The organism is Flindersiella endophytica, from assembly GCF_054779015.1.
Genome location: NZ_BAAGYY010000002.1, coordinates 1 through 26,657, shown reverse-complemented (window position 1 = coordinate 26,657; position 26,657 = coordinate 1). Strand labels below are relative to the sequence as shown.

Annotated in this window: 19 protein-coding genes and 2 pseudogenes; 9 read left to right on the top strand and 12 right to left on the bottom strand. The window is 63.2% G+C overall.

The genetic code is table 11. The features are described from left to right. Nucleotides 1–103: 103 nt before the first annotated feature. Entirely contained in the window at nt 104–637 is a 534-nt protein-coding gene (locus ACYVF6_RS00580) for an RHS repeat-associated core domain-containing protein (protein WP_460514776.1), read from the bottom strand. 152 nt (nt 638–789) lie between these two features. Here ACYVF6_RS00580 and ACYVF6_RS00575 point away from each other — a divergent pair, with 152 nt between their 5' ends. Together ACYVF6_RS00575 and ACYVF6_RS00570 are read left to right on the top strand one after the other, a co-directional pair. Then, entirely contained in the window at nt 790–1,542 is a 753-nt protein-coding gene (locus tag ACYVF6_RS00575; protein ID WP_460514542.1) for a Hint domain-containing protein, read from the top strand. Between the two features lie 841 nt (nt 1,543–2,383). Beyond that, nucleotides 2,384–2,704, top strand: coding sequence for a DUF3027 domain-containing protein (locus ACYVF6_RS00570; RefSeq protein ID WP_460514774.1), 321 nt, complete (start codon nt 2,384–2,386; stop codon nt 2,702–2,704). Nucleotides 2,705–3,755: 1,051 nt separating this feature from the next. On the opposite strand, the gene ACYVF6_RS00565 is transcribed toward ACYVF6_RS00570, so the two are convergent. From ACYVF6_RS00565 to ACYVF6_RS00555, 3 genes are all read right to left on the bottom strand, one after another. Further along, nucleotides 3,756–4,694: a hypothetical protein gene (locus ACYVF6_RS00565; protein WP_460514540.1), complete on the bottom strand. Its 939-nt coding sequence runs from the start codon at nt 4,692–4,694 to the stop codon at nt 3,756–3,758. A gap of 194 nt (nt 4,695–4,888) precedes the next feature. After that, complete coding sequence (locus ACYVF6_RS00560) at nt 4,889–5,410, bottom strand: SigE family RNA polymerase sigma factor (protein WP_460514538.1); 522 nt, start codon at nt 5,408–5,410, stop codon at nt 4,889–4,891. Nucleotides 5,411–5,763: 353 nt separating this feature from the next. Then, on the bottom strand, nt 5,764–6,234 hold the full coding sequence (locus tag ACYVF6_RS00555; RefSeq protein ID WP_460514536.1) for an Lrp/AsnC family transcriptional regulator: 471 nt from the start codon (nt 6,232–6,234) through the stop codon (nt 5,764–5,766). 81 nt (nt 6,235–6,315) lie between these two features. Here ACYVF6_RS00555 and ACYVF6_RS00550 point away from each other — a divergent pair, with 81 nt between their 5' ends. Further along, a complete protein-coding gene (locus ACYVF6_RS00550; RefSeq protein WP_460514534.1) occupies nt 6,316–7,515 on the top strand; it encodes a zinc-binding metallopeptidase family protein in 1,200 nt (399 codons plus the stop codon). A gap of 51 nt (nt 7,516–7,566) precedes the next feature. Here the strand turns inward: ACYVF6_RS00550 and ACYVF6_RS00545 are convergent, their stop codons facing one another. Then, nucleotides 7,567–8,196, bottom strand: coding sequence for an MBL fold metallo-hydrolase (locus tag ACYVF6_RS00545; protein ID WP_460514532.1), 630 nt, complete (start codon nt 8,194–8,196; stop codon nt 7,567–7,569). 20 nt (nt 8,197–8,216) lie between these two features. After that, nucleotides 8,217–11,090, bottom strand: coding sequence for an AfsR/SARP family transcriptional regulator (locus ACYVF6_RS00540; RefSeq protein ID WP_460514530.1), 2,874 nt, complete (start codon nt 11,088–11,090; stop codon nt 8,217–8,219). A 386-nt stretch (nt 11,091–11,476) separates the two neighbouring features. Here ACYVF6_RS00540 and ACYVF6_RS00535 point away from each other — a divergent pair, with 386 nt between their 5' ends. Next, nucleotides 11,477–14,638: an AfsR/SARP family transcriptional regulator gene (locus tag ACYVF6_RS00535; protein WP_460514528.1), complete on the top strand. Its 3,162-nt coding sequence runs from the start codon at nt 11,477–11,479 to the stop codon at nt 14,636–14,638. Nucleotides 14,639–14,755: 117 nt separating this feature from the next. On the opposite strand, the gene ACYVF6_RS00530 is transcribed toward ACYVF6_RS00535, so the two are convergent. Together ACYVF6_RS00530 and ACYVF6_RS00525 are read right to left on the bottom strand one after the other, a co-directional pair. Beyond that, entirely contained in the window at nt 14,756–16,180 is a 1,425-nt protein-coding gene (locus tag ACYVF6_RS00530; protein ID WP_460514526.1) for an MFS transporter, read from the bottom strand. A gap of 116 nt (nt 16,181–16,296) precedes the next feature. Then, a complete protein-coding gene (locus ACYVF6_RS00525; RefSeq protein ID WP_460514524.1) occupies nt 16,297–16,881 on the bottom strand; it encodes a dihydrofolate reductase family protein in 585 nt (194 codons plus the stop codon). On the opposite strand from ACYVF6_RS00525, the gene ACYVF6_RS00520 reads away from it, so the two are divergent. Then, a complete protein-coding gene (locus ACYVF6_RS00520) occupies nt 16,882–18,048 on the top strand; it encodes a sigma-70 family RNA polymerase sigma factor (RefSeq protein ID WP_460514522.1) in 1,167 nt (388 codons plus the stop codon). Between the two features lie 77 nt (nt 18,049–18,125). Here the strand turns inward: ACYVF6_RS00520 and ACYVF6_RS00515 are convergent, their stop codons facing one another. The 4 genes and pseudogenes from ACYVF6_RS00515 to ACYVF6_RS00500 all read right to left on the bottom strand — a co-directional run bounded on the left by ACYVF6_RS00515 (nt 18,126) and on the right by ACYVF6_RS00500 (nt 22,465). After that, complete coding sequence (locus tag ACYVF6_RS00515) at nt 18,126–18,692, bottom strand: TIGR03086 family metal-binding protein (protein WP_460514772.1); 567 nt, start codon at nt 18,690–18,692, stop codon at nt 18,126–18,128. 176 nt (nt 18,693–18,868) lie between these two features. Continuing rightward, nucleotides 18,869–19,810: a LysR family transcriptional regulator gene (locus ACYVF6_RS00510; protein ID WP_460514520.1), complete on the bottom strand. Its 942-nt coding sequence runs from the start codon at nt 19,808–19,810 to the stop codon at nt 18,869–18,871. Between the two features lie 101 nt (nt 19,811–19,911). Beyond that, nucleotides 19,912–20,952 (bottom strand): annotated as a pseudogene (locus tag ACYVF6_RS00505) (aldo/keto reductase). Between the two features lie 220 nt (nt 20,953–21,172). After that, a complete protein-coding gene (locus ACYVF6_RS00500) occupies nt 21,173–22,465 on the bottom strand; it encodes an MFS transporter (RefSeq protein ID WP_460514518.1) in 1,293 nt (430 codons plus the stop codon). Between the two features lie 326 nt (nt 22,466–22,791). Between ACYVF6_RS00500 and ACYVF6_RS00495 the strand changes: the two genes are divergently transcribed. The 4 genes and pseudogenes from ACYVF6_RS00495 to ACYVF6_RS00480 form a co-directional block, all read left to right on the top strand. Beyond that, complete coding sequence (locus ACYVF6_RS00495) at nt 22,792–23,796, top strand: ABC transporter permease (RefSeq protein WP_460514516.1); 1,005 nt, start codon at nt 22,792–22,794, stop codon at nt 23,794–23,796. 307 nt (nt 23,797–24,103) lie between these two features. Beyond that, the gene (locus ACYVF6_RS00490) at nt 24,104–24,886 is read left to right on the top strand and encodes an alpha/beta hydrolase (RefSeq protein WP_460514514.1); all 783 of its coding nucleotides are present in this window, start codon (nt 24,104–24,106) and stop codon (nt 24,884–24,886) included. Between the two features lie 381 nt (nt 24,887–25,267). Then, nucleotides 25,268–26,224, top strand: coding sequence for an NAD-dependent epimerase/dehydratase family protein (locus ACYVF6_RS00485; RefSeq protein WP_460514771.1), 957 nt, complete (start codon nt 25,268–25,270; stop codon nt 26,222–26,224). A gap of 176 nt (nt 26,225–26,400) precedes the next feature. Next, nucleotides 26,401–26,657 (top strand): annotated as a pseudogene (locus ACYVF6_RS00480) (hypothetical protein); the annotation flags it as partial.

The following is a 26,657-nucleotide window of genomic DNA, read 5'->3' as shown; positions in this document are numbered from 1 at the left end:
CCTCGCCGCTCGAACGTATAGCCCTTGTCGCGAAGGTACTTCAGCTCCCGTTGATAGACGTTGCCACCTCGGTACATCGGTTTTGTCGGGTCGGTGACGAGCCTTATCTCCTGTCCTTCCTTAAGGGCCTCGTCGATGAAGCGCTTGTTGCGCGTCCAGTTCCACTTTCCTGCACCTTGAACGGCAAGTCCAGGACGCGATACCCAGGACGACCAAGGAACGTATCCACGCCTCCCCTGAACCGGCCAAGTACGGTGACGCAGGGCGATGGGCCTGTGTTCCCGCCTAGGCTCACTGAGCCGCCGCTGCTTCCGCCGCCAGGGCCGCCGAGGCCGCTGCAGCCTTCTGGGCCCTTGCAGACACCGATCTGGCCGCTGGGATCGACGAAGACGGTGGGTTGGTTGTTGGCGTAGGCGTAGGTGGAAATGTAGGGGTCGTCGAAGCTGGGGGCGAGTGGGTCTTTGGCGGTGAATTGGCCGAGGGTGGGGTTGTAGTCGCGGGCTCGGAGGTGGATGAGTCCGAGGCGTGGGTCGTGGTATTCGCCTACGTAGCCGAGGCGGGTGTCTAGGGCGTTGGGGTCGAGTTTGGCGGTGTTGGGGGTGCCGTAGGGCTCGTAGGTGACCTTCGCCTGGGCGATGCCGGTGGGGTTGCTGGTGTCGGTGATGGAGCCATGCCAGTCGTGGTGGAGCCAGTTGGCGCCGGTGGCGGGGGTTGTGGTGGTGCCGGCGATGACTTCGCGTGGTGTGCCGTCGTCCAGGTAGCGCCAGGTCAGGGTGTTGGGCGAGGCTCGTGGCGTCGGCAGGCTTCGTCATCCAAGCCATCCCATACCTGGGCAACATCGAAACCGCGCGCCTGTGCTACCAGAACTTCACCGCAGACTGCGCGCTGATGTTCGTGCCAGGCGGTGGCCTCGCCCGCGCCGGCGAACGAACCGCACTACGCGCACTGCGCGAAGGCGACGAAGCCGCAGAAGTCGGCAAATACATCGGCAAGAGCTGCGCCACAGGCAAAATGAGCTTCGCCGCCGACACCCGAGTCCTCATGGCAGACGGCACCACCACGCCCATCAAGAACATCAAACCCGGCGACGAAGTACTCGCCACCGACCCCGAAACCGGCGAGCGTGCCGCCAAGACCGTCACCGCCGTCTGGGTTCACAAGGACAAGCTGGTCGACCTGGAGCTCCGCGCCGGCAGCGACAAGGACGGCAACCCCGACCACATCACCACCACCGAAGACCACCCCTTCTGGAACGCCACCGACCACCAATGGCAGCAAGCCCAGTCCATCAAACCCGGCGAACCCTCCTCACCGCAGACGGACACCTCGTACCCGTCGCCAGCATCGTCTGGTCTACCGCGCACGAAGCGACCGCGTACAACCTCACCGTCGCCGACCTCCACACCTACTACGTGCTCGCAGGCTCGATGTCCGTCCTTGCCCACAACGTCAACTGCGGCATGGTGGCGGCTGGAGATCTTGGAGAATTCAAGCCCGTTCATGGGCTTGACCCAGACAACGCTGCGAAACTTCGCAAGCTGAGCAATAGAGTTGTTTGACTCATTCAATAACCCTAAGATGGTGGATACGCTCTTGTTACGCGGGATGGTCGAATCATGAATGGGCACCATCGAATCGCCGAACTACAGCGCCGGGTTCAGAATGGAGAGATCTCGCCAGATGCTCGGGTTAGGATTGACGAATATGCGCCGGAGCTTCCGACAAGCGGATTCTGGGACTAGTGGGATGCTCCAATGAACTCGGAAGGCGTCATCCGACCAGAGCACAGAATTTCAGCCGGAGAGACCGTGTTCAGCGTGCGCCTGGCGGGCTTCAGCGACCTTGAGCGGATCACAAATGAGGCAAGATCGGCTCAGCTGTCGGCGACTTGGTCCTCCGTCACCGCGCTACGAGAGCAGGTGCATCCTGATACCAGGGCTGTGATCTGTCCACTGTTTCGCAATGGCGGGCCAGCTGATCACCCCGAATCATACCGATGCCACATATGGTTTGTGAATCGGTCTGACCATAGGCCCACAGTGTCATTAGTCGACATTAGGAAGGAAACGTTCCTAGGTTTGGCGGAGGCCGCAGAGCCGTCTGAGCTTAGGAGGACAGTCCGTCTCCTGCTCGACGGATATGTGCTCGACCGGCTTGCATGAAGTGATACCAAATCGCTCGACTGAATCGCCGGAATGAGTTGCGTTGACGCGTGCGGACACCAACGTCCTCAGTTGGTGGCCTGATCGCATACTGAATGTGGCCTGGCTGAAACGGGGATAACAGGTCGATGCTCGTGTCCTAACTCGGGACCGAGGACGACAGATGGACGGCGGATTCGGTTCCCGGGCAATACAGGTTGATCAACGCGTCAATTCAGTCGATGAAATGTTGCGCATATTGGGTGGTAGGTAGTGGTAGGCAAGAGACACGTGACAGAGAGCTCCAGCGAGCTCGACGCGATCCACGCCCGATGGATCCAGACCCGGAACCGTCGCACAGACGACCCGAATATCGGGAGTCCTGGTACGACGAACAGTGCGGAGGCTGTCGGTTCTGGATTCCACTGGCCGGTTCGATGGGGTCAGATTACGGCGCATGCGCGAATTCAGCTTCCCCCTTCGACGGAACCATCCGATTCGAACACGACGGCTGTGACGTATTCGAGCAGCCAGGGCGATGGGCCACGCCAGATGACGTATGACTGCCGCCGTTGTAGTCGTGAAAGCGCCATGAACGGCAAGCGCACGGGGCCACAGACCCCTAGGGCAAACGACGAGGAGTAGCGACCAGATGTCCATGATTCGGTCCTCCGACCCCGACTTCCGCGTGTCTCAGATCAGCTTCGCCACTCTGCTCGAGATTCAACTGGAGGCCGAGAGCCGAGGCTGGGCGACCCGGTGGACCTCGGTGGACGCACTTCGCAGCCAGGTCAAGGAGGAAGTCGTTGTCCCTCCAGTCGCTGATGCGAGAGGAGAGAGGGGAGGCTGTGCAGGCATATCGATGCCTCGTACTGTTCTCGACCGTGGACGGCAAAGATGCTGGCGGACTTGCCACGATCGATATTGATCCGGCGAGGTACGAATCGCTCGAGCGACTCGATCGAGACCCGGATGTTCGGAGCGCGGTCGTTCGGATGTTCTCCCTTGCGACGGGAGGAATTACGATGGTCTCGAAAAAGTAGCGGCATTGGTGGCCGCACACATGCGCACCAGAGTCGTAGATCCGAGCCGAATAAATTCATGCTCCCAACGCACTCCCCGCGAACATCGCCGATTGGCATAACTGCACGTCAGGACGGACGCTGCGGTGGTCTGTAAAACCGTCGGCTTCGCCTACGCTGGTTCGAACCCAGTACCTGCCACCACCAGCGTAAACGGCCCTTGACCTGCGCGTTCAGGTCGAGGGCCGGGTCATCTCCGAGCCTGCCTCGTACCCGGTTGTTCCCGGCCCGATCCGGCCGTACCCGGACGTCCGCTCCCCCATAAGCTCCCAAGACCGTCCGCCGGCTATGGGCGGCATGGCAGTGGTCGTCAGCCACATGATGCGGACGTCGGCGCGCCCAGCAAGTCGAGCGCCGCTCGTACGACCCGCTCAGCAGGCCGGCGTCGGCTCTGATATCAGCCACGTTGCCCCACGGTCGTGCTGATTCTCACAGCGCTCAGCTTGCTCGTCATCGCACCAGAGCAGCTACGCGAACGCTGACGCGATCTTGGCTGCCGGGGGGCTTCGCCGGCCGGCGAAGCCCCCGTCTCCTAGTTGATCGCCAGGCTGGGCGCGCGGTTCTCCGGGACTGGTTCGGTGGCCAGCTCGCAGCGGCCGCTCTCGACGACGCAGCGGACGATTGCTGAACGACCACCGCTGAACCGGGACTCGATGAGCACCGCCCCACCGGGTTCACTGCTCCACACCATCGGCAACCCCACCCTCTCGATACGCAGCAGGAGGTGTCCGGTCTTCGCTTCCACGACCACACCCATGGACGTGGACGGCTGGAAGAGGCCATCGATCATCGTGTAGCGTCCGTCGGCCGAGAGACCGTCGGTGGCCCCGGAGCCGCAGCGTTCCCAAAGGGCCTTCTGCTTGGTGAACGAGTACACACCTGTGCAGCCTTTGCCGGTCCGGACCGGCACCAGGTCCCGGCCATCGGTGGCCATGGTGTCCATCTGAGGCCTGATGTGCAGGCTCTTGGTCGACGCGGACGAAGGATCCCACAGCACCGACGTCGACTGCCCTCCCAGGAGAACCTTGTCTCCGACGAAGCCGGCGGGCTCGACCTGCACCGGCATCCGTTTCCGCTCCAGCACCTGACCCCTCGCGTCGGACAAAACAGCGGTTTTCCCGTCGCCCTCTATCCATGCCAGGCGTTTCCCATCAGGAGAAACCACCGGCGCCGTTGTCGGATTCTCCGTCAGGACGTCGATCCTCCGACCTTCAGCATCGATCAACGTGATCGCAAGGTCGGGGTTGGGGCTGGGATCCCAGACACGCTGAATCCAGTAGCCGCCGTCGATCCGACCGAACTGGTGGCCTTTCCCGACCCGCACCCGCTTCGAGCCGTCGTGGATGTACTCGCCGTCGTACCACGGGATCTTCGGAGCCTCACCAAGGCGCAGCATCCTCGGATCCCCGGGAAGCTTCACGGCCTTGTCAGCAACGGGCGCGGTGGGCGCCGCGGGCTGGATGTCGTCCAACGGCAGCTCCGGAACGGCTCTGACGCCAAGCGAGACCACCGCGACCAGCGCAGCCGCCATGGCCAGGCCCGCGACCCGGCGGTGCCGCCGGATCCGCGTGGCCAAGGGGACTGCCCGCCCCTCCAGGCCATCGAACGGCCCGGAACGCTCTGCGTTGGCCCGCAGGGACGCCGTGATCCGGTCTTCGAGGTCATTCATGGGGTGAACTCCTCCTTTGTGACAGGGGTTTCCGTCCGATTCGCGGAGAGATCGGCGCGCAGTCTGGTGAACGCGCGACTCGTCTGGCTCTTCACCGTTCCGACCGTCACGTCGAGAACGTTGGCGGTCTCGACCTCGGTGAGGTCCTCGTAGTAGCGCAGCACGATCACCGCGCGCTGTTTCGGCGACAGCCTGCGGATCGCCTGCCAGATCTCATCGCGTTCGCCGTAGTCGTCGTCGCACGCCGGCCGCTCGGGCAGCTCGTCGGTCACCTGCTCGCGTCGTCGCCAGGTACGCCGCCACCAGGACGTGTACTCGTTGACGATGATGCGGCGCACGTACGCCTCGGTGGCATCCTTCGCCCGGATGCGGTCCCAGGCGAGATATGCCTTGGCCAGTGCGATCTGTACGAGATCCTCAGCGGCGTGATGCTCACCGGTGAGCAGGAACGCCATCCGTCCCAACGCCTGCTGCCGGGCAGCGGCAAACGCCGTGAACTCCTCCAACGCATCGCTCACGACACCCTCCAGGTCTCGGCCTTGTTCCTCCTCAGACGCCACCCCCACCGCCCACGGTTGTCACCTCAACCCGAACACACCAACAACCAGCCGCCAACCAGAACAGCCAACACCGAAGAACACCCCGCCACAGCACCCCCTGCGCACCCAACCACTCCCCAAACAGACCGCGAGGTACTGTCTTCGTAGCCTGACAGCGAGGACAGTCCCGGCAAGCACCGTGAGCGCGGCGCTTCGCCACGGTGCGGATCGGAGCGTCATCGCTTCGGTACGTTCTCCCGTCAGATCCGCGGCTGGACCATCTGCTCGGCCAGGACTCGTGTCAGTAGCGCCCAGAAACGTGCCTTGTCCGGCTACTGCAGGGCTCCAACCGTCACGGGCAAAGGTCGTTCGTTCACCACTTGCTTCATTACGAGCGTAGAGGTGAGTCGCTGAACGCCAGGCAAGGCTGCAAGCACATCATCCTCCAAGGCGGCATATGCCTTGAGATCCGTCGTGACGATTCGTAGCAGGTAGTCCGGATCGCCGAAGAGGCGCTGCGCCTGCACGACGTTCGGGACGAGCGCTACCTGTCGCTCGAAGCTCAGCAACGTGTCACGGTCCTCTTGATGCATGGTGACGAACACGATTGCCTCGAAGGCAAGGCCTACGGATTCGGGATCGACGACCGCGTGGTAGCCCGCGATCACTCCGGCTCGCTCGAGCTCGCGTAGCCGTCGGTGGCACGGCGACAGACTCAATCCGACCTTACTCGCGAGCTCGGTAATCGTGAGGCGTCCATCCCGTTGTAGCTCCGCAAGGATTTTTCTGTCCACCTGGTCCATGTAAGCAATTCTTCCACGAAAGCTTCGCTTCGGGTCAAAGTTGAAAACATCTTCCGCAGAGTTCGCAATAACCTTGTCCGCATGACGAAGGAATGGATCCAGGACCACGCGGACGAGATGGCCGATCTCCTGATTCGGTTGGTCGCCTGCCGAACGGAGAACCCACCTGGAAATCAGCTGGCCGAGTGCGGAAGTCTGCTGAGCGAGGCAATGGAGAGGCTTGGCCTCAGTCCAGAAGTCCTGGAGCTCGATCCGGCAGGCACGCTCGAAGCGCCTCGGATCGTCCGCGGGACGGTAGGTGAAGGGCCGGCCCTGGTCTACTTTCATGGGCACTTCGATGTCGTCCCTGCCCAGAACCAGGCCCAGTTCGTAGCAACACGCGGCAATGGTCGTATTAGCGGTCGCGGCACTGCTGATATGAAGGGAGGGATTGTCAGCATGCTCTACGGCGCCGCGGCCGCCCAAGCCTCGGGCTCGCTGCGCTCCGGGCGTATCGTCATCCATCTCGTCTGTGATGAGGAGACTGGGAGCACAGTCGGCTCCGGCCACCTGCACACCCAGAATCTGATCGATTCTTCAGCCCTGGCGATGCTCACAGCCGAACAGAGCGGTGAAGTCATCTGGCTCGCTGCCAAGAGCGCACTCACCCTGAAAGTGACCGTGCACGGCCGACCCAGTCATGTTGGTGAGGCCTTCAAAGGGATCAACTCATTCCTCCACATGCTCAAAGTAGCTGCACCGCTCGAAGCCTACGCGCACGAAATGAGCGAAAGGTACACGAGCTACCCCGTCGGCCCGGCTGATGCTCACGGATCGATGGTCGTGGTCGGCGGCAGATCCGCCGGCGGCTCGAACTTCAATGTCGTTCCAGGCGCAAGCTACTTCACCGTCGACGCTCGCTACAATCCCGAGGAAGACGTCAACACTGAGCTAACGAGGATCACAAACCTTGTCGAGGACGCGGCAAGCGCTGTCGGCGCCGACGTCACGATCGACACTATGCAGGTCGCCCAACAGGCGAGCACGCCCAGAACACACCCAACCGCTTCACTGCTGGGCGAATGTGTAACCGAGATCAACGCGGCACCTGCCCGCTACCAGCTCTGCCCAGGCTGCCTGGATACTCGGTGGTACACACAACTGGGTATCCCTGCCTTCGGTTACGGCCCAGGACGCTTCGAAGTCTCACACGGACCGCACGAATACGTTGACGAAGATGCCCTGCATCGGACTGCTGCAGTCTACGCGCGTTTCGCCAGCCAGCTCCTCACCCGAAAGTGAAGAGCGGCGATGCCTGCCGGTTCGACACAGCCACATGTCACGCGCGAAGCATCAGAGGCGGGTGAAATCCTCGTCCGTTACGACGGTTATTGCCGTGTCGCTCGGGGTGAGTTGCTCATAAAGGTCATAGATCCACTCCGCGAAGGGGTTGCCGTAGTCATGGACGGGGATCGCAGTTCGCGGATGGACCGTGCGCAACCAGTCGACGACCTCTGACACCTTCATCCACGCGGCCGACACCGGAACAGCAAGGATCTCGACAGGACTGTCTGGCACGGTGAGCGCATCTCCGGCGAAGAAGAAGCGATCTGCCAGCAGATACCCGACGTTTGGCAGGTTGGGCAGGTCAGGATGGATGACCGCATGCTCTCGACCGTAGACGCCAACGGCCATGCCCACGTCGAACGAATCGCCCGAGTGCGCTGTCGTTGCGGTCACTCCACACTCGTGTAGTACGTCGGCGCTTGCCTTGTCACAAATTACCCGCGCGTCCGGATTGGCATCGAGGACCATGCGCAGCCGAGCAGGGTCAAGGTGATCCTCATGATTGTGCGTGACGAGAATGCCTGATAGTCCCTCGAGGCCCTCCAGGCCTTCGGAAAAGCATCCGGGATCGAAGAGAATCCTTGAATCTGACTCCTCGACAAGCAAGCAGCTGTGCCCAAGCTTCCGGAGCCGCATACCTCACTCCTCAGATAGGTCTACGCATACAGGTCGTCCCCCGGCGGGTGGTCCCGTCCAGCGGCCGTATCACCGAGCGCGTCGATTCGCCGTTGAACATCGTCGGCTTCGCTGATTCTGTGCTGCGATCGGTACAGCTCGCGCGCCTCCCGCAGTCGGCGGGCCGCTTCGACTCGCTGATCCATGGCCAGGTGGACTTCCGCGAGCTGAGACAGTGTTTCGGCTTCGTTGTAGACGTTTCCAATCTCATGCAATCGCGCGAGACACTCGCTGTAGTACGACAGTGCCTGCTCGTGGCGACCCGTATGAAGGGCGATGTAGCCAAGGCTATCGAGGGTCACGGCTTCGCCATGATGATTGCCTTGCCTGCGATAGAGCGCGAGTGCCCGCTCGCAGGCCGGTCGAGCTTCGTCGTATCTGCCGAGGAGTGCCTGGCACCAACCCACGGCGTTATAACCGGAAGCCTCGCCCTCCATATCGTCGAGTGTCCGAAACAGCCGGAGGGCTTCGGTCGCTTGCGCCAGCGCCGCTTGGTAGTCGTCCTCGATCAGAACGATTGCCGCGATTGTCTGGTGGGCGTCGGCATTTCGATACGTATCTCCGATCTCCTCGTACAGAGCCGCTGCCCGCCACGCATGGACCAATGCCGCTTCCTGATTGCCGGTTCGTGCACATGCGGGTCCGAGTCGAAGGTGGGCCTCGGCCTGACCAGCCTTGTCCTGCAGTCTTTCCGCCGCCGTAAGACCGGCGGACCAGACAACTACGGCGTCGTCGAACCGTCCGCGCCACCGATGGAAGTGGCTTAGAGCCTGTGCCAGCCGCCAGACGTGCTGGTCCCACCCACGCTCAGCGGCCGCCTCCTGAATGGCCAGCAAGTTCGAATGCTCTGCGCTGAACCACGCTCGAGCTGCGACCCGGCCCATCTCCGAGGACGGCCCGCCTGCGTGCTTGCTCGAGTCTGACGTCTTCGATTCACCGAGAGCAGCGATGACGCTGTCAGCGGTCTGGGCCGCTTCCACGTAGAATTCGACCAGTCGCCTGACAGCAGCGTCTCGCTCAGCCTGCGTCAACTTGTCGACCGAGAGTTCACCGGCAAACTGTCGCACGAGGTCGTGCATCCGATAACGATCGGAGCCATGCTGCGGCATGAGGTTGGCGTTGGCGAGTCGCCGCAGTCTCTCCCTCGTTTCGGCAAGGGAGTACCCGAGCAGCTGGGACGCGGCTGTGAGGCTGATATCGAATCCCGGGACCAGGCCAAGGATCCGAAAGTCTTTCGCGGCTTCGCTCTCCAGTGCATCGTACGATGTTGCAAAGGCCGCTCGGAGATTGACTGAGATGTGCTCATCGCTCAATGCGTCCAACGGACCTGCGGCGTCCTCCAACTCCTTCGAGAGCATCGCCAGCGTTAGTTGTTGATCGGTACTCGCGCGGGCTGCCGCCAACACCAAGGCGAGTGGCAGTCGCCCGCATCGCGAGATGATTTCCTCGACGGCGGCCGGCTCGGCCTGGACTCGACGCGCGCCGATCCTGTACCGAAGGAGTGCGCGAGCCTCGTCTGTCGACAACGGGCTGATCGGGATGGACTTGGCCTCTTCGGCAGCGACCAGACCTGTCAGCCTGTTGCGGCTCGTGACCACGACGACGCTTCCGTTGCCACCAGCGATGAGAGGACGCACCTGCTCGGCTGTACGGGCGTTGTCCAGCACGAGTAGCAGGCGTTTCGAAGCGAGCTGGCTTCTGTAAAGTCCAACCTGGGCGTCCAAGTCCGCAGGCAAGTGCTGTTGGGAGAAGCCGAAGGCCTCCAGAAGGAGACCTATGGCATCGGATCGGCTCATCGGACTCTGCGAAGGCTCATAGCCGCGGAGATTCACATACAGCTGGCCATCGGGAAACCTCTCCGCAGCGTGGTGCGCCCAGTGCAGCGCGAGTGTGGTCTTACCGACGCCCGCCATTCCTGACAAGACGGCGACGCCGATCGCATGGTCGTTGTGTCTCGCCGAATCAAGGACATGGTCGAGTTGGGCAAGTTCGTCGACGCGACCCGCAAGCGCCGAAACCGGATTCGGCAGCTGAGCCGGCGCCGTCGACGCGGCTCCACCGGTCGCCAGCACCGGGCGAGGATGTCTGGTCGGAGGGCGTACCACCAAGTTGAGGTCGCCGGACAGGATGGCGCGATGAATCTCCCGCAGCTCCGGTCCAGGATCGGTGCCGAGGTCCTCGGCGAGATGCCTGCTCAACTCTGCATAGTGATCCAACGCCTGCGCCGGCCGACCGACCGAGCAGAGGGCCCTGATGAAGACTGTACTGAGGGGCTCAGCCAAAGGATACTCGGTCAGATAGTCGGACAATCGGACGAGAACCAACTCGTGGTTACCGAGGTACAGCTCCGCATGTGCCCACGCGATCACTGCCTCCAACCGAGCTTGTCGCCAGCCTTGACGGACTCGCCCTGCCCACGGTCCGTCGACACCTGCCAACGGCTCACCACGCCAAAGCTCCAGAGCTTCTCGCAGCAAGCCAGCTCGTTCCACATCGCGCACCCCAGCCTGGCTCGCCTTGTCGATGAGACCGCGGAACCTGATGTGATCGACATCATCGGGCGCAACGCGGAGCAGATACCCGCTGCTGTGACGCTCCAGTCGTGGAAGCGCATCGTTTCGGCCGGCCACCTTGGATAGGAGGAGCCGAATTCGACTCAGGTGAGCATAGATCGCATCGCGGGCACTCGGAGGGGCATCCTTCCACACTCGGCCGATGATGGTGTCCATCGGCACTGGCTGATTAGCGTCGACGGCCAAAGCCGCGAACACAGCACGACGCTGGGCAGGCCCAACCATGTATGCCCTGTCAGCACCCCGGATTTCGACAGTGCCGAGCAGGCGTAGCTCCGTCATCTTACTCCGAACGTAGCTCACATCCTGATGCGCATATGAGCATCTTACAAGGAGGTTCGCGGCCCTGCGCGACGTTGGCACCGGCGGCCGTGGGCCGTAGTTCACATACGGCTAGACGGACGGCCACCCGAGTTGGTTCAGTGGCCCAAGGCAAAGTTTCGTCCATGTCTGGACGGGGTGGGCTCCGCTCCTTGGTGCGTTGGTCGCCAACTCATTTACCCACCCGACTTCGGCAAGCGTAGCCCGGCGCATCGACCATCCACATCGCCGTTGGCGGCGAACGCCACAGACAAGATTTCGGCAAGGTCACCGGCTCGAACCCGAGCTAGTATCGCGGCGATTCAGCCGGGACGGCCGGCCTAAACAAATAGTTGCAGGGTGGCTAGATGGAGTTCCATATCCTGGGAAGACTTGCGGTCTATCACCAGGGTTACAGCTTGGATCTCGGAACGCCGAAGCAGCGGGCGGTTCTCACCGCGTTGCTGTTTGACGCCAACGAGATCGTCCCCAGTGACCGGCTGATACGTTCCGTGTGGACAGAGCCGCCGGAGGCGGCACGTTCCAACCTTCGCGCGTACGTTACGGGTCTGCGGCGCGGGCTGCGAGTTCCCTCCGAACGGCGTTCGCGTTTGCATACCGCGCGCGCGGGCGGCTATCGGCTCAGCGTGTTTCCACACGAGCTCGACTTGGACCAGTTCGAGGACCTGGCCCTGCAGGCTGATCGGGATACCCGCCAAGGACTCCTCGAGCCGGCTGCCGGCAAGCTCACCAGCGCGCTGCAACTGTGGCGTGGGCCAGCGCTCGAAGGTCTCCTGCGCTACGGGCCTGTGCTGCAGACCAAAGCGATAGTGCTGGAGGAGCAGCGCCTTGCCACCGTTGAGCGGTGGTCACGGCTCAAGTTGCATCTGCGGCAGCCAGAGCCGGTGCTTCCAGAGCTTCGTGCGTTGGTGAAGGAGCATCCGCTCCGGGAGCCGTTGTGGGGACTGTTGATGCTCGCTCTTTGTGAGTCTGGCCGTCCCAGCGAGGCACTCTCAGCCTACGTGGAGCTCCGCGCACTCCTGGCCCACGAGTTGGGCGCGGATCCCAGTGAAGAACTCCAGCGCCTACACGAGGCGATACTGCGCGATGACGACCTGACAGCTCACCTCACCTTCGTCGATGCGCCTTCCGACCAGAACCAGGCTGGCTTGCCGGGCGGACCTCCTGTAGCGATTCCCACAACCGCTCAGGTCACGAAGCCGCAGCAATTGCCCGCCGGTGCAAGCGGCTTCACCGGCCGGCAGGTCGAACTGGCTGAAGTGCTCTCGCTACTTCGGGGCTCTGGTGATCGAACCGGATCCAAAGTCGTGAAGATCGATGGAGGCGCGGGAGTTGGCAAATCGGCGTTCGCAGTGCGGGTTGCGCACGCGGCCTCCAGCATGTTCCCCGACGGCCAGTTCTATGTCGATCTCCAAGGCACGTCGGGCGGCCTGGCTCCACGAAATGCAGCCGATGTCCTCGGCCAGTTCCTTCGTGGACTCGGAGTCCACCCGGCAGACGTCCCCCACGATGTCGCCGAGGCCGCCGCCTTGTTTCGTTCGCTGACCGCACAGGGTAGTTTCCTCTTTGTACTCGACAACGCTGGATCGCTGGAACAGGTCCGGCCTCTGATCCCAGGCAGCTCTGGCTCCGCGGCGCTTGTCATCAGCCGCCAGCACCTCATGGGCTTGGAGGAGGCGGCGCGGTTCCCGCTCGGTCTGCTTCCGACGACCGACGCTGTGGCTTTGCTTGGCTCGCTCTGCGGCGTGAGCCGCGTCTTGGCGGATCCCATCGCAGCGACCCGGCTTGCGGTCCTTTGCGGACAGCTTCCCCTCGCGTTGCGTATCGTAGGTGCAAGACTCGCATCGACGCCCGGTTGGTCGCTGGGCGCATTCGCAGACCGCCTGGAGGCCGCGCAGTCACTCCTGGACGAACTGGCATCCGCCGACTTGGCCATTCGCCCCAGCCTCGAGTTGACGTACAACAGCCTGGCCGAGCCGGCACGGCAAGCCTTTCGCAGGCTCGGCCTGCTCCGCACACGTGATTTCTCGTCGTGGACAGTTGCCGCCCTTGTCGATACCTCCATTGCGCAGGCCGAGCAGTTGCTCGAGGAGCTCTTGCGCGTTCATTTCCTCGAGTCGTCTGGATCGGCCGAACGCCGCTTCCATATGCATGATCTCGTCCGGCTCTACGCACAGGAGCAGGCCCTGACCGAGCCCGAACACACGCGCACAGCCGCAGTCCGGCGCCTGGTGGGCGCCTGCCTGAGCCTGACCGAACGGGCGAACCTACGCCTGTCGGCCGACTTCCTCGGCATCTCCAAGTACCGCGTTGCGCGCTGGAGCCCACCGCGGGAAGAACTCGAGAGGCTCACCGCACGTCCGCAGGCATGGCTTGACCAAGAGCATGCCCTCCTCCTAGCCGCTGTAGAAGATGGGCTCGATACCGGCGCTGGCCGCTTGGCCGGATGCCTCGCTGCGTCATTGTCGGCACACCTGAGGACCGGCGGCCATCTTCTCGACTGGCGCCGGCTGCAGACCCGGGCGCTACAAACGGCGATCGACGCCAACGACATGTTCACCGCGGCCAAGTTGCATCGCGAGCTCGCCGAGCTGGACACCCTCTGCGACAGATATCCAGACGCCATCCGTCACTTCGAGGCGGCGTACGCTGTCTGTGAGGGCCGCGATCGATGGTACGAAGCGGCTTGCAGCGCAGGGCTCGGCTACCTACACCGACTCCTGGGCTCCTATGACCTGGCACTCAAGTACTACCACGTCGCTGGCCAACTTGCGCTGGACACCGGGAATGTGAACGGTGTCATCTACGCAATCAACGGCATGGGGGTCGTACTCCTCGAGTGCGACGAGCTTCCTGCAGCAGCCAGTCGATTCGACGAGTGCCTACGGCTCAGTAGGCAAGTGGGCTACCTGCCGGGTGAGGCGCAGGGACTACGTTGCCTCGGCTACGTCGCCCGACGGCGTGGCAACTTGGCACAGTCTGGACGATATTTCTTGGCAGCCAAAGAGATCAGCGAGAGGACTGGTGACCGACTGGAGTCGGCACATGCCGCCTGTTGGCTGGGCGAGATCCGTGTTCGTGAGGGGCGACCATTCGAAGGGCGCCGGCTGCTCGCGGAGTCGCTATGGGCGGAGCGCAAATACGGCAACGCCTGGGGCGAAGCCGCGGCGATGCTCGGGCTGGCGCACGCCCAACTTGCCGCCAGTCGACCAGCGTTGGCATTGCGGCGCGCGCAAGCCGCGGCGCAGATCTGGACTCGCCTTGGTTCTCCATACTGGCTGGCGACTGCGCTCGACATCGTCGCCGACGCGGAGGAAGCGTTGGGTGACCAGGCTGCGGCACACGCGAGCCGGTCCGGTGCGGCGCAGATACGGTCCCGGCTCCGCACACTGCAGCCCTTTGAAGTAGCGACAGCTGCGGCGGCACTCAGGATCGAGGACTCGATCGAAGTCCCGAGCCATGGACCTACGGCTGACCAGCCCGGACAACCACGCGCCGCCAGCGGTTGAGCGGCTCAGCCCTTCGAGATCTGAGGCCAACGGGACTGTCCGGGCCGTGATCTCCCACCAGGCCGGTCGCAGCTGGCCGACGACGCGGGTCGGGCTCCGGGCACCGAGGAGCCCGTTCTACGTGACGTCGGGCTCGCGGATCCGATCGTGATGGACGACCGCGTTCCGAGGTTCGGTGGCATTCGGTCGGGACAGAAGGAGCCCAAGGAGCGCTCCGACGAACGCCAACCCCGCAGCAGTGCCGATCGCGGCCGCGAAGCCGTTGCTGAACGTTATTGCCGAGTCAAGACCACCTCGGGCCGCGAAAACGGCCGTAGTGATCGCAATCCCGAAGGCGCCGCCCAGCTGTCGGACGGTGCTGAACGTACCCGAGGCTGCGCCGATCGACGCCACGGGCACGGCGGCGATAACAGCGCTCTGTGCGGACGGAATCGCCATCGAGAGACCGGCCCCGGATATGACGAACGGGAGGATGAGAGCGACGTAGGGCAAGCCGGGCCTGGCGATCATCGCAATCCACGAGAATCCGACAGCCTGCAGTAGCAAACCGGTCACCACGAGCGGCCGTGCACCGAGCTTACCTACCTGCTTCCCCGCGAACGGTGCGATCACGAAGAGTACGACTGTCCACGGCAGTAGCAGCAGTCCGGTCGCCATCGGGCCATGCCGCAGTACGACTTGCAGAAACTGCGCGAAGAAGAACGCGCCACTGTAGATGGATGCGAACAAGAGGAAGCCGGCCGTATTGCCGACGGAGAAGGCACGCCTGGCGAAGAAGTGCATCGGCATCAGCGGAGAGTCGGTCCGCAGCTCCCAACCGACGAATACGGCCAGGGCGACCAGGCCGCCGGCGAACGTCCCGAGAACCTCCGCGCTGCCCCAGCCCGACTCGTTGCCCCGAATCAATCCCCAGATAAACCCAAAGGACGCGGCACTTGCCAAGCCGATCCCAACGATATCGATGCGACGCGGGAGGCCCTCGTTCCTTTCGAGCCGCACCAGAATCAGGGGGATCAGGACGGCGGCGATAGGCACGTTGATCCAGAAGATCCACTGCCAAGTCAAGTTCTGCACGATGGCCCCGCCGACGACCGGTCCTGCGGCGGTGGCCAGTCCTGTGATCGATGCGAACAAGCCCAGTGCACGTGGCCGTTCAGCAGCTCCGAACGCCGCCGACAGAATCGACAGCGCCACTGGAGCGACCGCGGCCGCTCCGACGCCCTGCATTGCCCGTGCCGCGACAAGCCAGCCGAGGCCAGGCGCAAGAGCACAACCTGCGGAGGCGACCACGAACGTGACCAGTCCGCCCACAAGAATCCGCCTGCGACCATATTGCTCGCCGAGCGCCGCACCTGCCATGAGAAGTACGGCGAACGGCAACGCGTAGGCGTTCACGATCCATTCCAGATCGGCAATGGAGGCATGCAGATCGCGCGCAATCGCGTGCAGTGCGGTCGTCACGACCAGTGCGTCGAGCATTATCATGAGCGAGGCCACTGATGTCAGCACAAGCACCCAGCGTTGGCCCTTCGACATGGTCATTGGTTATCCTTTCGAGCCATTCGTGACTCCGGCCGTAGTGCCGGCTCAAGCCTGCCGATCCTGGGCGCTGAGCTACTCCGATGCACAACCTCACCGCCCAGTCTCGACGGGGATCGCTAGACCTCGTGGACGGGCCTGTAGGTCAGAAGGGCCAGGCTGTCGCCGACCGTGCTGGTTTCGACCAGACGCAAGGGCTTCACACCGCTGGTCTCACCGAAGAGCCGTCCGCCTTCGCCGACCACGAAGGGGTAGACCATCAACCGCAGCTCGTCGACAAGGTCATGCTCGATCAGTGCGTGCACGAGCCTGCCGCTTCCGTAGACGACGATCTCCCCGTTCACCTGTTGCTTCAGCTTCGCGACTTCCGTCAGTACGTCGCCATGCAGCACAGTCGAGTTGATCCACTCAGGGCCCTCCAAGGTGGCGGAAGAGACCACGTACTTGGGCAGGCTTCGCAACCTGTCCGCCCACTGGCCGTCACGGGTGTGCCAGCCCCGCCGGAGGAACCACTCGTAGGTGTGTCGGCCCATGAGTAGCGCCTCGGCGACTACCGCTTCCTCTACCTCGACCTTCGCCCACGCGTCACGGTCGGTGTCCCCCATCTGGTTGAACCATCCTCCGCGCCCGCGCTTGTCGTCACCGGTCGGGTCCTGGATCACTCCGTCGAGTGACGTGTTCTCGCTGACCACGATCTTTCCCATGTGGGGCGCTCCTTCGTTGTCGTTGTGACCATCGCTGATTTTGACGCCCTGACGCTGGGAAACGAGGCGCTCGTCGACCGCCCCTTTTCTCCGTCGGACGGCGTCTGTACGAAGATGGAAGACTGGACGGCCGCACGAAAGGTGGCGGGAGTGGAGTTGATGGGCGCTGACTTGATCAGCCGGGCGCGGGCTGGGGACGGCGAGGCGTTCCGTGCACTGACCGAGCCGCACCGCCGTGAGCTTCAGGTGCACTGCTATCGCATGCTCGGATCGCTCCAGGACGCCGAGGACGCCCTCCAGGACACCCTGCTGTCCGCCTGGCAAGGGCTCAGGGGATTCGACGGTCGAGCCTCGATCCGTACCTGGCTCTACCGGATCGCCACCAACAGGTGCCTCAGCGTGCTTCGCTCGGCGAGCCGACGCCCGGCCAAGGCCTGGGACATCCCCGGAGTCGAGCCGCCCACGCCGAGCCGCCTCGGCGAAGTCGTCTGGCTCGAGCCCTATCCCGATGCTCTCCTCGATGGCGCGATCGACGTGCCACTAGGGCCGGAGGCTCGCTACGAGCAGACCGAATCGATCTCTCTGGCCTTCGTGACCGCCCTCCAAAGCCTGCCGCCCCGCCAGCTCGCCGTTCTGATTCTGCGCGACGTTCTCGGATTCCATACAGCCGAAGTGGCGAACATGCTGGACACGACCGTCGAGTCGGCCAAGAGTGCGCTCAAGCGGGCGCGCTCCACCTTGGAGCGCCGACGTCTGGAGGGTGCTCGGCATGACCCTCCTCCCGCCGCCGGCTCGGCCGCCGAGGACGCGATCGTCGCGAAGTTCGTCAGTGCATACGAAGCCGCTGACCTCGATGCGCTGCTGGCCGTCCTCACCGATGACGTCTTCGTGTCCATGCCGCCGCTACCTCTCGAGTACGAAGGCCGAGACGTCGTGGAAAACTTCTTTGCGATGATCTTCGGCGCTGGTCGGAGGTTCGACCTCGTGCCGACTCGAGCCAACGGTCAGCCGGCGTTCGGCGCATATTTGCGCACACCTGCGGGCGTCAGGCACGGGACAGGTGTGTACGTCATCACCCTCGCCGGGGATCGAGTCTGCGCGATGAGCCGCTTCGAGAACAGTCTGCTCGCATCGTTCGGTCTGCCACGATCACTCCCGAGCCGGTAGCCCAGCTTCCGCCGAGACCGCATCCTGTGGTACGGCGTCGTTGACCGTAACGCGCAGGTTGCCTTCGCTGGTTTCACTCAGGCCGCACGCCCGAGGAACGCCAGCCATCGCGTCTGCAGGTCAGCGCCCTGTTGGGGTTGGAGTTCTGGTCCGAAGAACCCCGGCGTTCGCGGGGCATACCTGCGTGCCCAGTCGAACGATTCTGCGACCAGCTCGTCATCAAGTCGCAGGGTGGGTACGAAGGAGTGCCCAATGTCCCAGGCGTGAACAAGAGTGTCGGTCACGTATGCGGTGACCACGCCAACCAACGGAATCTCGACCTGTGCCGGCACGACCACGGTCCGAAGAGCCGCGCCCGTGAGTGTCCCGGCTGTCGCGGCTCGCGCCGCTCGCCAGTTGTCCAGAGGATCATCGCCTGCCATCTCGGCTGGGTGGATGGATCCGGGGGCTCCTACCGTGTTTTGGTACACCCGCTCCGTTGCCCAGTGTCCCAGCGCGTGCTGACCCCAGATGACATGACCTGCGACATCCCGGACCGTCCACCCGGGACACTCCGATGCCTTCTCCCATCCATCCGAAGGTACGGTGGCCAGGACCCTGTCGAGGACGTCCTGCGAACGTCCGTAAGACTCCAGCACGCTCATGCTCATCGCATCGAAACTATCCATACTTCACAGACGATTGGCGAACGCTCGAGCACGACATGGGATCCAATCTTCCTCGAAGAAAACCCATCGAGGACAGGGCACTCACGTACGGATCCATCCGCATGCGGCAGCCATCGATCTCGCGTAGCTGTGCCCGGCCGGCCAACGTCGCGTCAGTCGGTGTCGACACCTCGCTGCCGTCGTTTTCGGTGCTCTGACAGTGTCTGACGCGTCACACGAACGAATTCGCGGAGTCGAGGTGCCGTGTCTCGGCGGCGCCAGACGAGCCCGGACTTGCGGTGCGGCATGTCGTCGATGGGTATGTACGTAATGCCAGGCTGTCCGAAGTACCGGGCAAACGATGGCACCGTTGGATGAACGATACGCCCGCGGGCGATCAAAGTCGTTACCTCATGAGGAGTCTTCGGCCGACGGGTCAATCGACGGATCGGGCGTCCACTTGCCGTTCGACGCGGCATGGCGGCATCGATCAACTCCTTGGGGGCATCTGTGATGGGGGCGACGTGGAAGCTCGCGATGTCCTCGGTCGAGACGTGGTCACGGTCGGCGAGAGGATGGTCCAGGGCGACCGCGAGCACCATCGGCTCACGACACAACGTCGGGCCCGTGGTGAGGTCTGATTGCTCGATGGGAAGCGGTGTGGCCATCGCGTCGATCTCACCGCGGCGCAGTGGTCCCAACGCATCTGCGAAGAAGATCTCACTCACAACGACCTCGCACTCCGGATGGAGGCGCTCGAACTCTTCGATGATCTCCGTGAGATAGGGACCGCCCGAGTTGGCCGCCAGCAGTCCGAGGCGCAATGTACCCAGCAGACTCCGGTTGGCCGCGCTCGCACGTTCGAGTGCGGCAAGCAGCTCACCGTATGGGGATCGAATCTCAGCGAGGAATCGCTCGCCGAACTGGTTCAGCGAGACACTACGGCTGGTGCGGTTGACCAGCTCTCCACCAAGCTTCCGTTCCAGGTCACGCAACATCTGGCTCACCCGGGACGGCGTGACGCCAAGGCGCTCAGCGGAACGTCCGAAGTGTAGTTCTTCAGCAATGGTGAGGAAGAGTTCGATCTCCCGCAACTCGAAGACCGGTGAAACCATGTAGCGATCCTACACGGTCGTCAGCGTTGGCAGCCGACAACCATTCCCATCAGCGGACATCACCTATAACGGACTCCGCCCCATATCGTTACCTGACGCAGCTAGAAACTCGCATCCTTGCCGACGTTGTCGCCTGGGTGGTAGGGCGGCTTGGGAACTCTGGCGTTGGAGCGCAACACTCGTTGTGGATAGGGCAAAGGACGGTCGCTGGCATCGGTCAGCGTACGCATGGACTCCTCGTCGAGGGTCCAACCGACCGCACCGAGGTTGTCCACCAGGTGGCGGTGCGTCCGGGGTCCGATGATCGGCGCGGTGACCACTGGCTGTTGGGACAGCCAGCGCAACGCAACCTGCGCCGGGCTTCTACCGACCTGTTCGGCAACAGCAACGAGCGCGTCGATGGTCGCCCAGTTGGCCTCGGTCGCCTGGCTCCCCCATCCGAGCATGTGGCTGTCCCTGGTGTGCTCCGCGATACGGGTTCCGTCTGGCGGGCCGGTCATTCCCCGTCGGAATCGTCCCGAGAGCCAACCAGCATTGAGCGGGCTGTACGGGAGTAGTCCGAGGCCTTCGTTCTCGCAGATGGGAGCCAGCTCCCACTCGACATCGCGAATCATGAGGTTGTACTGCGGCTGCAGACTTGCGTACGCCTCCCAACGGTTTGCCCGCGCCAGCTCGATCGACTTCTGCAATGCTCATGCGGGATAGTTGCTCGCTCCGATGAACCGGATCTTTCCGCTCTGGACCAGGGCGGAAAGCGTCGAGAGAATCTCCTCCTCCGGCGTGTACGGGTCGAAGACGTGGATTTGGAACAGGTCGATGTAGTCGGTATTCAATCGTCGGAGACTGTTCTCGACAGCAGTGATGAGGACCTTCCGGCCGTTGCGAACTGCTCGGGGATCCCAGATCTTGGTCGCGATCACCAAACTCTCGCGATCCTTGGCCTTCAACCAACGGCCAAGAATCTCCTCCGACGCACCGTGACCGTACACACCTGCGGTATCGACGAATGTCCCACCTACCTCGACGAACGTGTCGAGGATCCGATGGCTTTCCTCTTCGCTTGTCCGCAAACCGAAGCTCATCGCGCCAAGACACAACTCGCTGACTTCGATACTTGCCTTGCCCAGAAATCGGTACTCCATGGCTCAGACGCTACAGACTGGTTCCATCGATCTCCATGCCAACCGGGCCTGGTGATCCCGTACCAATTCCACCCAGCGTCGATCGTTCCAAACAGATCCGAGCAGCCGAGACCGCCCACAGCGTCGATGGGGTCGGCTGGTTTCGGGTCGCGGGCGATCTGCGGTGCCGGCTGCAAGACAGTCGTGGGTCGCGCGGCGTGGCCTGAAAACTAGCCGTCGATCACGTCCCCGTCCCAGACCGATCCGCGTCGACGATTCCAGACCAATCACACGAGGATGCTCTCGGTGGCTGGACTTCAGGCTCAACCTCTGCCAACTCTCGCTCCTTGAGATGAGTGGGCGGTCGGAGGAAACGGGTAGCAATCGTCGCCGGCAACGCGATCAGGCTGATCAGCGCAGCCGCGAGGGCGACGGAGCGAACGCCCTGGTGGGCAAGTACCTGTCCACCTGTCAACGCGCCGACGGCGATGCCGGCGTTGGCAGCGGATGCGCCCAGCGTCGCAGCGAGGTCGCCTCCTGGACCGGCGAGGCTGATGACTCGAACCTGAACGGCGGCGGAGAGGAGGCCGAAGCCGACGACACCCCAGACCGCGAGCGTGATCGCGGTCGGTATCGCCTGCGGTCCTACCAGGTAAAGGGCGGCAAGGACGACGACATGACATACGTTGGCGAGGAGCAGCGTCAGTGCCGCGCCGTGGTCCGCAGCCCAGCCGCCAACGAACACGCCAATAGCGATGGCCATGCCGTAGATCAGGAGAAATACGCTGATCGCACTACCCGTGATCCCTGTGACGCTGCCGAGGAATGGTGCCAAGTATGTCAGAGCTGTAAATTGTGCCCCGATGAGCAGGAAGCCGACACCAAGCGCAGCCAGCACCCGGGGCGCGAAAGCGGATCTGACGTCAGCCATCTCGCCATTGCCTCGAGCTCGCACGGATGGAACAAAGGCCGTGACCAGGACGAAGGCGACCACTCCTAATGCAACGATTGCGGCAAATCCATCCCGCCAACCAAACGACTGGCCGACAAGCGTGCCAACAGGCACACCTAGCACCGTGGAGATCGCTATCCCACCGAACACCACCGCGATTCCACGGCCCTCATGGCCCGGAGCAACAATTCCGGCTGCCGCCACTGATGCTATGCCAATGAAGAGCCCGTGTAACGAACCCGTCACCACTCTGCTCGCAGCGAGCAATCCGAAGGTCGGGGAGACGGCAGTCAGAACAGTAGCGACGACATAAGCCGCCAGGGCGAGCTTGAGCGTGAACAGACGAGCCCACCGACCGGTAAGAGCTGTCAAGAGCGGTCCACCGACCGCGATTCCCAGAGCATAGGCGGTAACCAGTCCTCCTGCACGACTGATCGATACGTCAACGTCGCGTGCAACCGGCTCGAGCACACCGACAACGACAAGCTCCGATGTTCCAAGTACGAAGGCGGACACTCCCAGAGCCATCAGCCCGAGACGGGCGCGTAGCTGTGATACAGCCGATGACGATGCGATCGCCATGCCGTTGTCCTCTCTGCACGCCGGATGCGACAACACAACAGGCTGCACCTGCTCAGAGCAGTGGAACAAGGATCGATCTCTTAACGCTTCATGCAGGGACACTTCATGATGGCCCCTGCCTGCACTTCCCGGACTTCCCGCCGGACTCGCAGGACCTCCTCGTCCACCTGCTCGTCCTTCCGAAGGCTGGGAGAAGGTCCATGTGCGTTTCGTGTGCACTCCGCCCCGCATGCTGTCATACAGCTGGCGTCTCGCACGCCCGACTGTAACGATGCCACCGCGCTTGTGATCTGCCGCGGTGAGGCCATAGGGACTGGGCTGGACAGGTGTTCGGATACATTGCGGGCAGGGTTGCCTCAGGCACAGTTGTGTTGTTGATGATCGCCGTGTCGACGTTCGCGTTGTTCATCCTGGGTCCGGCGGATCCTGCGGCGGCGATGTGCGGGGATGCGAACTGCCCACCCGAGCGTTACACGCGGATCCGGCACAGCCTCAATCTGGATCGGCCGATAGTAGAACAGTTCGCTGAGTACATGGGCGGCATCGTCACCGGCCGCGAACTCAGGGCCGGCGCCTGGGTGAAGCCCTGTCCGGCGCCGTGCTTCGGCTACTCCTTCCGGCGGGACCGTCCGGTAACCGAGATCATGCTCGAGCACCTGCCCGTCACCGTATCGATCGCGCTCGGCGGTGCGTTGATCTGCGTGGTCGCCGGTGTGCTGATCGGAACCTGTGCGGCAATCTACCGCGGAACCTTCATAGACAAAGGTGTGGTGGCTCTGTCGCTCCTGTTCGGCTCGATCCCCTACTACGTGTTCGCGGTCACCGCGTTCCTCTTCCTGGCCGTGCAACATCCGATCTTCCCACGGACGGGGTACCAGCCCCTCCTGGAGAAAGGGCCGATCGCATGGGCGAGTGGACTCCTACTGGCTTGGATCGTGCTCGGGCTCACCCGCTCGATCGACTACTCGCGGTACGTCCGGTCCGCAATGGTTGAAGCACTGGAGGAGGACTTCATACGCACAGCGCGGGCCAAGGGACTGCCGCCGTGGAAGGTGAACATCCGGCACGGGCTACGCGCTGGGCTCGCACCGATAGCGACCATCTTCGGCCTGGACCTGGCCGGCTACTTCTCCGGCTCGGTCTTCACCGAGCGGATCTTCGACCTCAAGGGCCTCGGAGCCGTCGCCCTCGATGCCGAGCGCACCTTCGATCTACCAGTCATCATGGGCACTGTGCTGTACACGACGATGCTCATCGTCGTGGCGAACCTCCTGACAGACCTCGCCTACGGCTGGATCGACCCCAGAGTTCGCGTCTCCCAGAACTCGTAGGGGACCTGATCCGCCACACACGTTGGTCAAATGGCGCACCGTGCCAAGAAACGCCACTAGCACAGAGCCATCGACTGCTGCACCCGCCTGATCAGGTCGTCATCCCAACACCACGCCCGTCGCCTCGCCCGCACTCGTCGCACCTCCGCCCCACTGTCGGCGAACCAAGATCCGAACTGGGCAGCCGACAAGCGCCCCGTTTCCAGACGTCGCGGCGTCTAGCTCATTGGCAACAAGCAACGCCAACAGGCCAGGCCGACAAAGGAGCACCGACATGGAAACCAGTCATCATCAGCGAGGACCTCGCATGACCGTCATGCCACAGGACGGGCCGAACTCGCCAGAGCAGCAGCCTCGTCACGGGTTGACGTTTGTCCTGGTACACGGTGCCTCCCAGACCGGAGCCACCTGGGAATACGTGGCGGCCGAGCTACGCCGCCGCGGCCACACGGTGTACGCGCCAACGATCGCCGGGCACGGCCCAGACGCGCCGAGAGACCTCACCCATGCCGACGGGACGGCCTCACTTGTTGCCTACCTACGCCAGCACGACCTGTCAGATATCGTCCTTGTCGCGCACTCGATTGCCGGGACTTTCATCGCCAAGGCCGCAGAACAGGTCCCAGAGCTGATCAAGAGACTGGTGTTCTACAGCGCCTTCGTGACCGCGGATGGGGGTGCACTGGTCGACGAGTTCTCACCCGAGCTGGCTGCTCTCTTCAGCGAGATGGATCCCGCCCAGGGAATTCTTCTCCCGTTCGACGTGTGGCGGGAGCTCGCTTGCAACGACATCGACCTGGCCACTGTCAACGCGATGTATGCGGCGATGACGCCCATCCCTATCGCCTACCTCACGGACAAACTCGACCTCGGGGTCTTCTACGAACTGGTGCACACGAGAAGGATCAAAACCAGTTACGTGAACCCTGTCAATGACATCGCCCTGGGTGTGAACACGGATTGGTTTCCGCGATTCGCCCAGCGGCTCGGGCCCCTGTGCCGGATCCTGCAGCTTCAAGGCGGCCACGAGGCCAAGACCACCCACCCCAGCGAACTCGCTTTCACACTCATCCAGGCCGGCCGTGACTGATGACCAGCTCGAACCGTCGAGCTCGCCGAGCCGCGGCCGAATCGAGAATCGAAGCGGGCCTGCCTGACGAGACACCGGCTACAGAAGCCTGTCACCAGGTCGACGTAGCTACGAGTACAGGTCCGCCCACTACCCAATCCGCACTGGTTGGTGGGCGGACAATGAACAACCTGAAGTGAATGGGAGCAGCTCCGCACCAACCCCCGGTATGCGAGTGGCGGTCGAGCCCTGGGCGAATCAGCACCCGGCATCGTGAAGTCTTGCTGCACGTTGCCTTGATTGATCGGACCTTGATCGAGGTCAGCTTCAGGCTGAGGCTGGTGCTGATGCCAAGTAGCACCTGATCGGCGCGTGCCGCCTTGGCTTGGAAGGAGATTGACGATGCATGTGTTCGTAGCCGGAGCAACCGGAGCGGTTGGGAGCCGGCTCATACCCGCGCTCGTCGGGGCGGGCCACCAGGTAACCGCGACCACCCGTACCGCTGACAAGACCACCCGACTACGCGAGTTGGGTGCCGACACGGTTGTCGTCGACGGGTTGGACGCGACCGCGCTCACACGGGCTGTCGTCGCAGCCGAACCCAACGCGATTGTCCATCAGATGACCGCCCTCTCCGGCAGGGCGGACCTTCGGCGCTTCGACCGATGGTTCGCCGTTACCAACCGCCTGAGGACAAGAGGCACCGATATTCTGCTGGCCGCGGCTCGCGAGGCCGGTGTAGAGCGGGTCGTCGTACAGAGCTACACAGGTTGGTCGAACCCACGCACGGGTGGGCCGGTGAAGACCGAGGCTGACGGATTGGATCCACATCCGTTGAAGTGGCAAAGCGAAAGTCTGGCCGCGATCCGTCACATCGAGGACACAGTTCCAATGACATCGGCCAAGGGGATCGTGCTGCGCTACGGCAACTTCTACGGTCCGGGCGCGACAGAGGCGCTGGTCTCGATGATCCGCAAGCGCCAGTTCCCCATCATCGGCGACGGTGCCGGCATCTGGTCCTGGGTCCATCTCGACGACGTTGCGACCGCCACAGTGGCGGCCCTCGAGCGCGGCAGCCGAGGTGTCTACAACATCGTGGATGACGAACCGGCCCCAGTCTCGGAATGGCTTCCCTACCTGGCGGACATCGTCGGCGCGAAGCCGCCCATGCAAGTCCCGACGTGGCTTGGCCGCCTCCTGGCCGGGTCGGTCGCCGTGCGCTGGATGACCGAAGGTCGAGGTGCCTCCAACTCCAAATCCAAGCGTGATCTCGGTTGGGAGCCCGCGTGGCCGAGCTGGCGTCAAGGTTTCCGGGAAGGACTCCACGATCCCGTGCACCGATCACGCAAGGCCTCGTAAGCGAAAAATGTGCGAACGGTTGGAAGACTGTGCCGGCAGTTATGGGTCTGCGCGGTTATCTCTGTACTGCATCCTGCTGGTACGCCGAGCAGGCGAGAGGATGGACTGTGGGTTCGACCCGGCGAGGGTTTCTGGCTGCGACGGGTGGCTTGGCGGTACCGGTGGTGGTGGGTGCTGTGGGTACTGCCCGTGCGGCGCAGGCGGCCAACGTGTCTGATGGGCATGGCTTCTCGGCCCGGCAGGCGTGGGGATCGGGTACGCCAGGCGCGCCCGGTGTTGGTGATGAGGTCTATCCCGGCCCGGGTAACGGTGGCTACACCGCCGAGGCCTATGCCCTGGACCTGACCTACACCGCGGCCGGTCAGCCGGTTGACGCCTTGGTGGAGGGCAGGGTCACGATGACGGCCAAGGCCACGCAGAGCCTCAGCCGTTT